Here is a 13,179-nt window from a genome sequence, read left to right as displayed (position 1 = left end):
TTCGGCGCTTCCGCCGGAAAGTTCAACGGAACACCCATCCACCGCCCGGACACCCGCATAGCGTGCGGTGACCCGAACCGCCTCCGCCTCCCCCACCTTCTTGCGGTCCGTGACTTCCGGGCCCACCGCGCTAGGAGTTTTGGGATGTCCTACGACCGCTCGGAATTATCCCTGCCGCACCGGCACGACGGACGGGTCCCCTCCCCCACCGCTCTCCGGCCACCGTCCCCCGCGGCGGTCGCAGGGCGCACGGGCAGCGGGACCCGTCAGCGTTCGTGGTCCAGCTACCACCGCGCCCTGCGGGTCCTGCGCCGTGCCTGCCGGTGGCAGCGCCGCGTGGCCACACTCGTCGCCCTCGGCTACTTCGCCGTCTTCCTCACCCTCACCGTCAGAGCCCCCGCCCTCATGGCCCGCCCGTCCCTCGGCGGGCTTCCGACCGGCCTGTTGCTCGCCGTCGTACAGATCCCCGTCACCTGGCTGGCCGTCCTGCTGTTCGAGTACTCGGCACGGCGGTTCGTCGACCCCCTGGCCCGCAGGGTCAGCCGGTACGCACGCCCGGCCGACGGTGACGGGCGGACCCAGGCATGACCGACCTCGGCGGCTCCGCGCAGTCCTGGTCCCTCGTCGCCTTCTGCAGCGTCGTCACCCTCACGCTCCTGCTGTGCGTGCTGACCGGCCCCGACCGCGACGACCTGGAGGAGTTCTACACCGGGTATCGCACACTGTCCCCCCTGCGCAACGGCCTGGCGGTCGCCGGCGACTACATCTCCGCCGCGACCGTCCTCACCATCGGCGGGGTCATCGCGCTGTGTGGGTACGACGGTGTCGTCCTGGCCCTGAGCACGCTGCTGTCGCTGCTCCTGCTGATGTTCCTGCTCGCCGAACCCCTGCACAACACCGGCCGGTTCACCATGGGTGACGCGCTGAGCCGGCGTGTCCCCGGGCGGGCCGTGCGCATCACGGCGTGCGTGGTGACCCTGCTGTCGCTGATCCCGATGATGATCGTGCAACTGGCGGGCGTGGGGCAGCTGTTGGCGTTCATCCTGGGCTTCTCCGACCGTGCCATGCAGACCGGCTGCGTCCTTGGCGCCGGCATCCTGATGATCAGTTACGCCGCCCTGGGCGGGATGAAGGGCACCGCGCTGATCCAGATCATCAAGACGGTGATGCTCCTCGGGTCCGGCCTCGTGGTCGCCGTGCTCATCCTCGCCTCCTTCGGCTGGCACCCGGGGACGATGGTCGACACCGCCGCGCGGCGCAGCGGGACCGGCGAGGCCTTCCTCCAGTACGGCCTGCAGTTCGCGGACGGGCCGCACCCCGGACTGGACATGATCAGCACACAGGTCGCCATCGTGCTCGGCGGCGCCTGCCTGCCGCACGTCACCATGCGGATGTACACCGCGGGCAACGCCCGCCAGGTACGGCGCACGATGTCCTGGGCGGTGTCCTCGGTCGCCCTGTTCATGCTGGTGATCACCGTCATCGGCCTCGGCGCCACGGCACTGGTCGGCCGCGAGAAGATCACCGCTGCGGATCCGCACGGCAGCACCGCCTACCTGCTGGGCGCTCGCGCGGTGTTCGGCCCCGACGTCTCCCGCACCGAGGGCCTGTTGTTCAGCACCGTCACCACCGCGATCTTCCTGACCCTCCTGGCTTCCGTCGCCGGGATGACGCTCGCCTGCGCCAACTCCCTGGCGCACGACGTCATCGCCTCCCGGAACAGCCGCATGCCCCCGCTGCGGGAGATGACCCTCGCACGGGCCTGCGCGCTGATCGTCGGCATTCCGGTGGTGCTGCTGGCCGCGCTCGCCCAGCACCGCAGCCTCCAGCCCCTGGCCACCCTGTCCTTCTGCATGGGCGCCTCCGCCATCGCGCCCGCGCTGGTCTACTCGCTGTTCTGGCGGCGCTACGGCAAGGCCGGGCTGCTCGGCACGCTCATCGGCGGCTCGGTCGCCGTCCTGGTCCTGATGTCGGGCACCCGGCTGGTCTCCGGGTCCCCGACAGCGGCCTTCCCTGAGGCCGACCTGAACTGGTTCCCCTTCACCACGACCGCCCTGGTCTCCGTACCCGTGGGCTTCGCCTGCGGCTGGCTGGGGACCTTCCTCAGCGGACGCCGCAGCGCCCGTCGCGCACGTGAGCGGTACGCCGGCATCGAGCAACTGATCCTCGCCGGACCTCCCCGACGACGCCCGAGCTGGAGCCCGGACGGACCATGAAGGGTGTCGAGAAAGCGGCACCGGCTCCGTCCCGAGTACAGCAGTCGCCACCACGGGAGGAACGACCATGCGGACGAACGAGATCACCGACATCCTGAACCAGCCGATCAGCCAGGAACTGCTGGCTCGCGACCTGACCCGCCTGGCCTACGTCGCCAAGGACGGCACACCCCGCAACGTCCCGATCGCGTTCGCCTGGAACGGCTCGGAGATCGTCATGTGCACTTCGAAGAACGCCCCGAAGCTCGCGGCCTTGCGCGAGAACCCGGCGGTCGCCCTGACGATCGACACCGAGGTGCACCCGCCCCACATCCTGCTCATCCGGGGCCGGGCCGAGCTGGACTTCGTCGACGGCATCCCGGACGAGTACCTCCAGCCGACCAGCAGCTACCAGATGAGCCCCGAGCAACGGGTCGAATGGGAGGCGGAGGTGCGTTCGCTGTATCACGACGGCATGGTCCGGATCGTCGTGACGCCTACCTGGGCGAAGCTCATCGACTTCGAGACGACGCTGCCGAGCGCGGTCGAGGAACTGGTCCGGCAGCGGGAGGAACGGCAGCGGGCCTGAGCGCCAGGCTTCTGGTCCCCTTGCCTTTCGGGGCATGGGGACCAGAAGCCGGAACCCACTGTCCTGCTACGGCCGTCAGCCGCAGGTCAGGGTCGGCACCGCCCAGTCACCGTGGTCGTTGCCGTTGCCGTCGCCCGCGTCGCCGACCTTGAGGTCGACCACCTGGGCGCCGCTGACGTCGACGTCGACGGGCACGGCGGCCTGTTTGCCGCCGATCGTCGGCGTGGTCACCAGGGTCCTGCCGTCGGCGATCACGGAGAACGTCACCGTGCCCGCACCCTTCGTCTCGTCGTCGACGCCCACCTGTGCCGTCAACCGCGAACAGTTCCCGCCCAGGTAGAGCTGGACGTCGCTGAGCGCGTTGGTGCCGAGGCCCTTGGCGTAGCCCACGCCGGCGATGGTGATCGTACGGCCGTCCCCGGCGGCCTGCTCGCCGACGCTGCTGTCACGCTCCACCGGGCCCCATCCGTTGGTGGAGGACAGGAACGGCAGGTCGCTGACAGCGCTCTTCCCGGCGGGCGGAGTCGGCGGTATCCCGCCGATGACGCGCTCGTCGGTACCGGTGGCCTGCCGTCCGTTCTGTAGGTAGTGGACCGTGGTGGTGAGTGCCGAGGCGGACGGCAGGTCCCCGGTCGGCGGCTGGACCTTCCAGGTGAAGGCGGCCGATCCGCCCGGCCTGAGGCTCTTGAGCGACAGCGGGCTCGTGGCGCTCACGCTCCAGCCGTCGGGGGCGGAGAGCGCGGCCGTCAGCCGGGACGCGGACGCCCCGTTCTTGGGCACTCGTACGGTCGTCCGGGCCGTGAAGGCCTCCCCCGGCTGAGCGGTGTCCGGTACGTCCAGGGTGACTTCGGCTCCCGGACGCTTGGGCATCGCGTACTTGCGGGAGTCGTAGCGGGGGCTGTCGTTCTGCGCGACACGCAGGGACGAGGCGTAGCTGCCGTAGTCGGTCAGCGAGACCTTGCCGAGGCCGCCGGTGCTGCCGTCCAGGTTCCACACGGCGATGGCGATGCTGTTGCGGCCGTTCGGGTCGAGGATGCCGTTGGGGACGGGGAAGGTGTGCTGCGGGCCGAGGTAGTTGACGTAGTTGCCGACCTGCCAGCCGTTCACGAAGATCGTGGCCCGGTACTTGCGGGACGGGTCGTCGGTGAACGTCAGGCCGAGTGAGGTGTCCTGGCCGTGCGGCAGGTCCAGGGCGACATCGGTCCGGTACCAGGAGACCCCGGGGCGGGTGTCGGTCGTCGGCAGGGACACCCGGCTCCACTTGGCGTCCGGGTAGCCCGGCAGGGACCAGCCCGCGCGCTCGCCGTACAGGCCGCCCGTCGACAGCGGGCCGCGCACGGTGTCCTGGAGGTCCTCGCCACCGCGTACGCCCTGCACGCGCCAAGTGACGGAGGTCAGCGGGGCTCCGACGAGGGAGGCGCCGGTCAGGCCGCGCGCGGTCTTGTTGCCGTTGGTGGAGTTGTAGTCCTCCTCGTGTCCCATGTTCACGGTGAGCACGGAGAGGACGTTGTCGCCCTGGGACTTGACCGAACCCGCTGGGAAGGTGAAGTCGGCGCCGCCGGTGGTGGAGCTGCCCAGGAAGGTGCCGTTGAGCCAGGCGGAGAAGGCCTGTGCGCCTCCGCCGGAGTCAGAGACCAGGTGGATGCCGGTCTCCTTGCCGGTGGCGCGGAAGCGGCCTCGGTACCAGGTGTTGCCGGTGTGGAAGCCGTAGTCGTCCGCGTAGAGGACCGGCAGCTTGTTGATGCCGGAGACGCTGTTGGTCGTGGTCTTGTCGGCCACCTGCCAGCTGGTGTCGTCGAAACCGGTGGCGGCTTCGGGGGATTCCTCGGCATGCTTCCAGTTCGTCAGGGCCGGCAGGTGTACCGCGGCGGCCACCGCGATCTTCCCGGTGACGCTTCCCGGGTCGGTGGCCCGGGTCTTCAGTGCCTTCCCGTTCCAGGTGACGTGGTCGGCGGAGGTGAACACCTCGATGTTCTTGTCGTCGGCGTTGTCGCCGGTGAGCGCCACGGTACGGCCGCCGTTCAGGCTGGTCGCGGTCCGCAGCAGGTGGGTGCCGCGTACCAGGACCGGGCCGGTCGCGGTGTCCTGGCGCCAGAAGGTCTTCGCCGTGGCCTTGTCGCCCACGAGGAGCAGCAGCGGGCGCTGTCCGCCGCCGCTGACGCTGATCCGGATCAGGCCCTTGTGGGTGTAGTTCAGCCGCAGGTCGCCGGTGGCCGGGTCCCAGGTGGTCGTGACCGTACCGCCGGTGGCGGCCACCGTCGGCTTCGAGGAGTAGCGCAAGACGGTTTCGCCGTCGCTGTCCGGGTCGCCGTAGAGGACGGCGACGTCCCGGTCGCCGATGGTCGCGGCGGTCATGAGCTCGGAGGTCGAGTACTGCAACTGCGCGTCGCCGAGAGGGTAGTTCGCCACGATCACGTGGGAGTCGCGGCCGTCGAGCGTGATCGCGGTGCCCGGCTGCTGGGGCACGACGGGGTAGGTCGGCTGGGCAGCGGCGTCACCCGTGGGCACGTCGATGGCGTCGATGGCCACGTAGTTGTCGGTGGATCCCGAGCTGTGGTTCCCCGCGACGACGACCTTCAGGGTGTGTGACCCGGGTGTCAGGCCGGTCTTCTGGAAGACGACCGCCTGGTTCTCGGCGCCGGAGTCGTCGACCGTGGCCACCTTGGTGCCGTCGAGGTAGACGTCGGCGTTGCCGTGGTTGTTCGTCTTCGAGCCGATCCAGCGGATCGCGGTGCCGTCGAAGGGGACGGTGAGCGAGTCACCGGCCTTGTTGGAGAACGACTCGGTGTGCTTGTAGTCGCCGCCGGTGTAGCTCTGGTTGGCCACGTGCGACCACGAACCGGCGTACTGGAGCGCGGAGTCGGGGTCGTCCCACGTGTAGGTGGTGTCGGCGGCCGGCTGGGCGTTGAAGTCCAGTGAGATGTGGGTCTTGTCGACCGCCGTGGACGTGGAGTTCCCGTGCCGCAGCACGTGGAACTGCGTCTTGGTGTCGGGGTTCATCCGGGCGGTGTCGACGACCGCGGAGTCGTCCGGTGGGGTGGTCCTGATCGCGTCGGTCTTGGTGAGCGGGGCCACCGCCTGGGTGAAGTACCCGATCAGCTTGTCCTCGTCGTACTTCGGATCGAGCTGTCGGGTCTCGCGGATCGCGGCTCCGTAGTCGTACGACGTGTAGTTCTGCGGCATGCTCAGCCAGCCCCAGTTGGTGCCGCCGTACGTCATGTAGAAGCTCTGGGCCGTCGCGCCGACCGCGATGTTCTGCTTGTAGAACACGTTGGCGAACTGGTCGTTGATCAGCTCGGCGCACTTGTCGTAGCCCGGGCCGCCCCACGGGTCGAAGGCGCCGCCCTGGAACTCCGGGGAGTACAGCGGCTTGCCGGCCGGGTGGTCGTAGCTGATGTCGGGGACGCCGTTCCACTTCGAGGGGTTCGAGCAGTCGAAGCCCTGCGGGTAGGAGTCCGGGCCGTCCACGTCCAGGGCGCCTGCACCGGAGTTGAAGGTGCCGTTGTTGTTGCCGGTCAGCGGCACGGTGATGCCGTCGGCGCGGGCCTTGTCCTCCAGGTGCTGCATGTACGAGCGGGCGGCCGCGGAGCCGTTGTAGTACTCGTTCTCGACCTGGTAGGCGATCACCGAGCCGGTGCCGTCGGTGAGTTGGTGCCGGGCGATGATCCGGTCGATCTGCGTCAGCCACTCGTCGGCGTACTTCAGGAAGCGCGGGTCGTCGCTGCGGTTGTTCTCCGCCTTGGTCGTGAGCCAGCCGGGCAGACCGCCGCTGTCGACCTCCGCGTTGATGTAGGGCGCGGGCCGTGCGATGACGTAGAGGCCGGCTTCCTCGGCCATGTCGAGAACCTTGTCGGCGTCGCGCACCCCGGTGAAGTCGTACACACCCGGCTTGGGCGAGTGGTATCCCCAGTCGAAGTACAGCGAGGTCGAGTTGAAGCCGGCCGCCTTCATCTTCTGGAAGATGTCCCGCCACAGGTCCGGGCTGGGGAGCCGGAAGTAGTGGAACTCGCCGGACCAGAGGTAGGTCCGCTTTCCGTCGACAAGAAACGAGTAGCCGTCGAGACTCACGGTGTGCGCCTGTGTGGTGGCCGCCGGCGCGGCGGCGGATGTCTGCCCGCCCGCCTCTCGCGCCGTGGCGGGCGCGATCATGCCCACGGCCAGGGCGACGGTCGCGGCTGTCGCGAGGACCGCCCTCCACCACCCACGGCGACCGGGTCTCGCGGTCTCTGAATCGGTCCGGTTTCCTCGCACTGCGGCCTCCCTCTCGCCTGAACGATCAGCATCAAACAGACTCAGGCAAAGTCGAACAGTAGGGGGGCAGTTGACTCAACACAATGGGGCTGCAGAAGGCAGATGTGGCGGTGGGGGCAGCTGAACGCCGGGCGGCTGTCCGGGCGCGAGCCGCCTGCGGGTCCTTCGAGATCTTTGCGGCTGTGTCATGAGGAAGCGCAGGAACCGCTTGGTCATGTCCGGAAAGGCCCGCGGCATGCTCGAAGCGCTTCGACAGCGCCCCGCACTAGTCCATGTCAGGCAATCGCCTCTCAGGGAAAGCTTTTCAGCGGATAGCCCTCTTGTTCCCAGGGAAATCAGTCCGTTACCTTTGCGCGCAAGTGAAGCGCTTCGACACGGTACCCACAGGAAGTCAGGGGTCGCTTCAGCACTGCTTACCAGGACTCCACGAGAGGACCCACCGGTGTCCCACCAGCATCAGGCGGACGGCACCCCCGCCAACCCCGTGATCCCCGGCTTCCACCCCGACCCCAGCATCTGCCGCGTAGGCGACGACTACTATCTCGCCTGCTCCAGCTTCGAGTACTTCCCCGGCATCCCCCTCTTCCACAGCCGCGACCTGGTGCACTGGACGCAGATCGGCAACGCCCTGGACCGGCCGGGCCAGTTGCGACTTCCGGCCGACATGCCGTCCTCCGGCGGGATCTACGCCCCGACGCTGCGCCACCACGACGGGCGCTTCTGGCTGATCGTCACCAACTGCAGCGAGGGCGGCGGGAACCTGATCGTCACGGCCACCGACCCGGCCGGACCGTGGTCGGATCCCGTCTGGGCGCCAGGTGTACCCGGCATCGATCCCGACCTCGCCTGGGACGAGGACGGCACCTGCTGGTGCACGGTCGCCGGGGTCGCTCAGGTCCGTATCGACCCGTCCACCGGGCAGACGTACGGGACTCCGCACAGCCTCTGGTCGGGCGGTCCCGGCGCCAAGGCGCCGGAGGCACCGCACCTGTACCGGATCGGCGAGTACTGGTACCTGCTCATCGCCGAGGGCGGCACCGAGCGCTGCCATGGTGTGTCGATCGCCCGCAGCCGCAAGCCGACCGGGCCGTTCGAACCGTGCCCGGCCAACCCGGTCCTCACCCATCGCGGCACCGACCACCCGGTGCAGAACACCGGGCACGCGGACCTGGTCCAGGGCCCCGACGGCTCCTGGTGGATGGTGCTGCTCGGCGTACGACCGCGCGGCGGCACGCCAGGCTGGCACGTGCTCGGCAGGGAGACCTACCTGGCGCCCGTGACCTGGGTGGACGGCTGGCCGGTCGTCGGTGAAGTCGCTCTGGAACTACCAGAGTTGCCATGGCCCCTCTCCCCCACCCCCCTCGAGGAGCAGCGGGACGACTTCGACCTCGCGGAGCTGCGCCCGTCCTGGATCTCCCTGCGCGACCGGCCCGCCGAGCACTGCACCACCAAGGAGCGGCCCGGATGGCTGACGCTCCGCGCACGGGGCGACTCCCTCGACGAGCCCGACGTGGTCTTCACCGGCCGGCGCCAGCAGCATCTGTCGTGCCGGGCACGCACGTTGGTCGATGCGGCGGAGGGAAGCGGTGGCCTCGCCGTCCGGCTCGACGAACGGCATCACTACGCGATCGAGGTGTCGGGCACGCGGGTGGAGGTGATCGCGCGCGTCGGCTCCCTGCGCACGGTCGTGGCTGAGCGATCGGTGCCCGCCGGTCCGGTGGTCCTCGCGGTCACCATGACGGAACCGCCCTCGCCGCACGGGCCGTGCACCGGACCCGATGTCGTCTCCCTCGGCGTCGAGCAGCCCGACGGCACGTTCACCGAGCTCGCGACCCTCGACGGCCGCTACCTGTCGACCGAGGTGGCCGGCGGCTTCACCGGCCGGGTCATCGGCATGTACGCCACGGCGGCCACCGTCCACTTCGACTGGTTCGACTACGAGCCCCTCGACGGCTGAACCCCCGGTACGGCATCCCGAACCACCGTTGCCCCGGTCGCCCCTCCCGGCGACCGGGGCAACGCGCTTCTCGCGCGGCGTTCCGCGGCAGACACCGGATGACGATCGCACAGGGCGGGTCCACGGCTCGCGCAATGACCCTGACCGACAGTTCGAAATTTCGATCTACTTTTCGGATCGCGGACCGTACGGATGCTAGAGAGAGTCCCGGAGATGTCAACACCTGATGGCGTCCGACCGTTCCATTCGGACACCTCGGGAGCGCTCGATTTCAGCGAAACATTCGACGGCAACAGCGAATCGTGCGAGAGGCATTGACGGGATGCGTCAGCCTCCTATGATCCTGGATGCTCGACACGTCAGTCGGCGTTCGCACTCTCGAACGAGCAGGATCACCCCGCCCCCACCGCGCTCCCTCGCAGAGAGAACGACACATGGATATGTCATGTTCGCGTCAACGCCCGGACCGTCGTCGGGTGCTGACCGCCGCCGGCGGCCTGGTCACCGGTGCCTTCGTGCCGCTGACGGGGCCCTCCCCGACCGCTGCTTCCGCCCCTTCAAGCAGGACGCCGGAGTGACACGGGCGGTGATGGTCAACGGGCTGTCGGTGAACGGCAGTTGGTACGCCACCGGTACGGGCGCCGAGGTCGTGAGCGTGCCCCTCTCGGGAGACGGCCTCAGGTTGCGCGCGGCCGCGGACATCCGGCCCGGCGCGGCCCGCCCCGGGACCTTCTCCTACAGCACCCTCTTCCATTAGGCCACCCGTCCGCTCGGCGGCGCGGTCCGCGTCCTGCGGTTCGCGTTGTCGACGCCCTGATCCCATCCCGTCGATCGCACAGCGCAACCCCCCACCCCGACCGGACGAGGAGAACCATGAACCCGCTGAAACGGCTCGGCCGTCGCCGAGCCTCGGTGTTGCCACTGCTGGCCGTGGCCGCCCTGGTCACGCCCGGCGCCGCGAACGCCGCACCCGACGCCATCCGCGCTTCCACACTGGGCGCCCAAGCGGCCCAGTCCGGACGGTACTTCGGCACCGCCGTGGCCGCCGGACGGCTCGGCGACGGCACGTACACCGGGATTCTGGACCGCGAGTTCAACGCGGTCACGCCCGAGAACGAGATGAAGTGGGACACCATCGAGCGCTCTCGCGGCTCGTTCAACTTCGGCCCCGGCGATCAGATCGCGAACCGGGCGCAGGCGCGCGGGCAGCGCCTGCGCGGACACACCCTGGTCTGGCACCAGCAACTGCCCAGCTGGGTCAGCTCCCTCAGGGACGCCACCACCCTGCGCAGCGTGATGAACAACCACATCACCCAGGTGATGAACCACTACAAGGGCCGCGTCTACGCCTGGGACGTCGTCAACGAGGCCTTCGCCGACGGAGGCAGCGGCCAGATGCGCAGCTCGGTCTTCCGGGACGTGCTGGGCACCGGCTTCATCGAGGAGGCGTTCCGCACCGCGCGGGCGGCCGACCCGTCGGCCAAGCTCTGCTACAACGACTACAACATCGAGAACTGGAGCGACGCCAAGACCCAGGGCGTCTACCGCATGGTGCGCGACTTCAAGGCGCGCGGCGTGCCCATCGACTGCGTCGGCCTCCAGTCCCACTTCGGGGCGGGCGGACCGCCGGCCGGCTTCCAGACGACCCTGTCGAACTTCGCCGCACTGGGCGTGGACGTACAGATCACCGAGCTGGACATCGCGCAGGCGCCGACAGCCGCGTACGCCAACACGGTTCGGGCCTGCATGAACGTGGCGCGCTGTACCGGCATCACCGTCTGGGGCATCCGGGACAGCGACTCCTGGCGCAGCGGTGAGAACCCACTGCTGTTCGACCGCAACGGCACCAAGAAGCCCGCCTACCAGTCGACGCTCACCGCTCTGGGAGGCAGTGCCGCGGCACAGCGGACAGGCGCCCTCTCGACCCGGTCCGCCGCAGCGCTCCCCACTTCCTTCCGCTGGAGTTCGAGCGGCGCCCTGATCGCGCCGAAGCCGGACGCGACGCACAACATCGCGGGGATCAAGGACCCGTCGGTCGTCTACTACAACGGCAAGTACCACGTGTTCGCCAGCACCGCGAGCTCCGCCGGGTACAACCTGGTGTACCTGAGCTTCTCCGACTGGTCGCAGGCGGGTTCGGCCACTCACCACTATCTGGACCGCACCGCCATCGGCTCCGGGTACAGGGCCGCGCCCCAGGTCTTCTACAACACCCAGCAACGCCTGTGGTACCTCGTCTACCAGACCGGCAACGCCTCGTACTCGACGAACCCCGACATCAGCAACCCCAACGGGTGGAGCGCCCCGAAGAACTTCTACGCCTCGATGCCGGACGTCATCAAACAGAACATCGGCAACGGCTACTGGGTCGACATGTGGGTGATCTGCGACAGCGCCAACTGCTACCTGTTCTCCTCTGACGACAACGGCCATCTCTACCGCTCCCAGACGACTGTCGGCCAGTTCCCCAACGGTTTCACCAACACCGTCATCGCGGCCCAGGACTCCAAGTACGCCCTGTTCGAAGCGAGCAACGTCTACAAGGTGCAGGGCAGCAATCAGTACCTGCTACTCGTCGAGGCCATCGGCTCGGACGGCCGGCGCTACTTCCGCTCCTGGACGTCGAGCAGCCTCGCCGGCTCGTGGTCGCCCCTGGCCGCGTCCGAGAGCAACCCGTTCGCCAAGTCGAGCAACGTGACGTTCCCGGCCGGGACATGGAGCCGGGACATCAGTCACGGCGAGATGATCCGCGCGGGATACGACCAGACACTCACGATCCCGGCGTGCAAGCTGCAGTACCTGTACCAGGGCAAGGATCCCAACGCCGGCGGTGACTACAACAGCCTGCCCTGGCGGCTGGGCCTGCTCACCCAGACCAACTCGCCCTGCTGACCGCCGTATGGGCCCCGCGCCGGGGGCGGGGCCCATACCGCGCCGGTGGAACAAGCGAGCCTCATTCCAGCCGCGATCGCGCCCCCGGCGTCATGGCCCAGCGGATGGTCTGCGTCAGCAGCAGACCCGCGGGCCTGACCGTGAGCCCCTCCACGACGGGAAGCCGGGGCAGCCGGAGCACGGTGCGCGCCCACGAGGGCAGCAGCGCGACCGCGTTCGCCGCCAGGACGCCGTAGAACGGCCGCACGGCAAGCGGTACGGGTGGGTGCAGCAGCAGGAACCGGGCGGCGGCCCGTGCTTCGGGAGTGGCCCGCAGTTCCGGCTGGTACAGGGCCAGCAGTCCGGCCAGGGCCCGGCGATCTCGGGGTGGATCGATCACACCCAGTGCTTCGGCCACCCGCGCGGTGTCGGCCACGTAGGCGTCATAGCCCGCCGCGTCGAGCGGCCGGGCCCCGTAGCGTTCGTGCGCGCGCAGGAAGCTGTCGGTCTCGGCGGCGTGCACCCAGCCGAGCAGATGCGGGTCCGCGGCGTGGTAGGCAAGTCCCTCAGGAGTCGTTCCACGCACCCTGAGGTGGATGCCCCGCACCCGCGCGACGGCGTCCTCGGCGTCGGAAGCGGTGCCGTAGGTCGTGACGGCCAGGAAGGTGCTGGTGCGCTGCAACCGTCCCCAGGGATCACCGCGGAACCCGGAGTGCGCGGACACGGCGGCCATGGCCAGCGGATGCAGGGACTGCAGGAGCAGAGCGCTCAGTCCGCCGATGAACATAGACGCGTCGCCGTGGACGGTGCGGATGGGACGCTCCGGACCGAACCACCGGGGTCCGGGTGTGTCGTGGATGCGGGCACGGTTGGCCGGCCCGTCCGGGCCGGCGACTCGCAGGAACACGGCCCTGCCCAGCCGATCACGAAGGTCGGTCATCACCGCCGCACCTCCTTCCCGCCCAGGACGAGCACACCCGCTCATGCTTCTTCCCCGGCGGCCGTACGTCCGGATGCGGGTGGCGCCTCGCTTCTGGTGTCCCCTACGGCCCGCACAGAGGTCGCACGGGCCGTAGGGGACGTGGAGGCGTATTCAGTGGCCCCGTCCCCGGAGCTTGCCGAGCAGTTGCCGAGCCTGGGCGCGGCGACGCGGATCGGCCGAGGCACGACGCACCTGCTCGGCGGCACGCCGCCCCTGCGGACTCTTGCTGAACTGCTTGATCTTCTCCAACATGCCAGGCACGACTGTCCTCCTGAGTAGGTCGACGACGACTCCTGTACGACAAAGCCTTCGTACAGACGCGGCTACCCCGGGC

General features: G+C 69.2%; 9 protein-coding genes. 6 read left to right on the top strand and 3 right to left on the bottom strand.

Translation table 11 applies throughout. The annotated features are described in order from the left end of the window. Positions 1 to 144 precede the first annotated feature (144 nt). The 3 genes from ABZT06_RS16580 to ABZT06_RS16570 all read left to right on the top strand — a co-directional run bounded on the left by ABZT06_RS16580 (position 145) and on the right by ABZT06_RS16570 (position 2,784). A complete protein-coding gene (locus ABZT06_RS16580) occupies positions 145 to 588 on the top strand; it encodes a DUF485 domain-containing protein (protein ID WP_355740754.1) in 444 nt (147 codons plus the stop codon). Continuing rightward, positions 585 to 2,216, top strand: coding sequence for a cation acetate symporter (locus ABZT06_RS16575; protein WP_355740752.1), 1,632 nt, complete (start codon positions 585 to 587; stop codon positions 2,214 to 2,216). Before ABZT06_RS16580 ends, ABZT06_RS16575 begins: the two co-directional genes overlap by 4 nt. A gap of 67 nt (positions 2,217 to 2,283) precedes the next feature. Then, positions 2,284 to 2,784, top strand: a complete 501-nt coding sequence (locus ABZT06_RS16570; RefSeq protein WP_355740750.1) for a pyridoxamine 5'-phosphate oxidase family protein — start codon at positions 2,284 to 2,286, stop codon at positions 2,782 to 2,784. Between the two features lie 75 nt (positions 2,785 to 2,859). Here the strand turns inward: ABZT06_RS16570 and ABZT06_RS16565 are convergent, their stop codons facing one another. Beyond that, positions 2,860 to 6,933: a beta-galactosidase gene (locus tag ABZT06_RS16565; RefSeq protein WP_355740867.1), complete on the bottom strand. Its 4,074-nt coding sequence runs from the start codon at positions 6,931 to 6,933 to the stop codon at positions 2,860 to 2,862. Positions 6,934 to 7,477: 544 nt separating this feature from the next. On the opposite strand from ABZT06_RS16565, the gene ABZT06_RS16560 reads away from it, so the two are divergent. The 3 genes from ABZT06_RS16560 (at position 7,478) to ABZT06_RS16550 (ending at position 11,884) form a co-directional block, all read left to right on the top strand. Beyond that, a complete protein-coding gene (locus ABZT06_RS16560; RefSeq protein WP_355740748.1) occupies positions 7,478 to 8,992 on the top strand; it encodes a glycoside hydrolase family 43 protein in 1,515 nt (504 codons plus the stop codon). Between the two features lie 574 nt (positions 8,993 to 9,566). Continuing rightward, the gene (locus tag ABZT06_RS16555; protein ID WP_355740746.1) at positions 9,567 to 9,749 is read left to right on the top strand and encodes a hypothetical protein; all 183 of its coding nucleotides are present in this window, start codon (positions 9,567 to 9,569) and stop codon (positions 9,747 to 9,749) included. A gap of 116 nt (positions 9,750 to 9,865) precedes the next feature. After that, positions 9,866 to 11,884 carry a non-reducing end alpha-L-arabinofuranosidase family hydrolase gene (locus ABZT06_RS16550; RefSeq protein ID WP_355740744.1) on the top strand — a complete coding sequence of 673 codons (2,019 nt, stop codon included), beginning with the start codon at positions 9,866 to 9,868 and terminating at the stop codon, positions 11,882 to 11,884. 61 nt (positions 11,885 to 11,945) lie between these two features. Here ABZT06_RS16550 and ABZT06_RS16545 read toward each other — a convergent pair whose 3' ends face one another. Both ABZT06_RS16545 and ABZT06_RS16540 read right to left on the bottom strand, forming a co-directional pair. Continuing rightward, positions 11,946 to 12,803, bottom strand: coding sequence for an oxygenase MpaB family protein (locus ABZT06_RS16545; RefSeq protein ID WP_355740742.1), 858 nt, complete (start codon positions 12,801 to 12,803; stop codon positions 11,946 to 11,948). Positions 12,804 to 12,956: 153 nt separating this feature from the next. Next, entirely contained in the window at positions 12,957 to 13,106 is a 150-nt protein-coding gene (locus tag ABZT06_RS16540; protein WP_355740740.1) for a hypothetical protein, read from the bottom strand. Positions 13,107 to 13,179 lie beyond the last annotated feature (73 nt).

Source organism: Streptomyces sp. NPDC005483 (genome assembly GCF_040606035.1).
In the GTDB taxonomy this organism is placed as follows: Bacteria; Actinomycetota; Actinomycetes; order Streptomycetales; family Streptomycetaceae; genus Streptomyces.
The sequence above is the reverse complement of the archived record's forward strand: the minus strand, read 5'-3'. Positions and strand labels throughout refer to the sequence as shown.

Coding starts and splice junctions, on each gene's coding strand:
- ABZT06_RS16580 (WP_355740754.1), top strand. CDS start 145: ATGTCCTACGACCGCTCGGAATTATCCCTGCCGCACCGGCACGACGGA.
- ABZT06_RS16575 (WP_355740752.1), top strand. CDS start 585: ATGACCGACCTCGGCGGCTCCGCGCAGTCCTGGTCCCTCGTCGCCTTC.
- ABZT06_RS16570 (WP_355740750.1), top strand. CDS start 2,284: ATGCGGACGAACGAGATCACCGACATCCTGAACCAGCCGATCAGCCAG.
- ABZT06_RS16565 (WP_355740867.1), bottom strand. CDS start 6,933: ATGATCGCGCCCGCCACGGCGCGAGAGGCGGGCGGGCAGACATCCGCC.
- ABZT06_RS16550 (WP_355740744.1), top strand. CDS start 9,866: ATGAACCCGCTGAAACGGCTCGGCCGTCGCCGAGCCTCGGTGTTGCCA.
- ABZT06_RS16545 (WP_355740742.1), bottom strand. CDS start 12,803: ATGACCGACCTTCGTGATCGGCTGGGCAGGGCCGTGTTCCTGCGAGTC.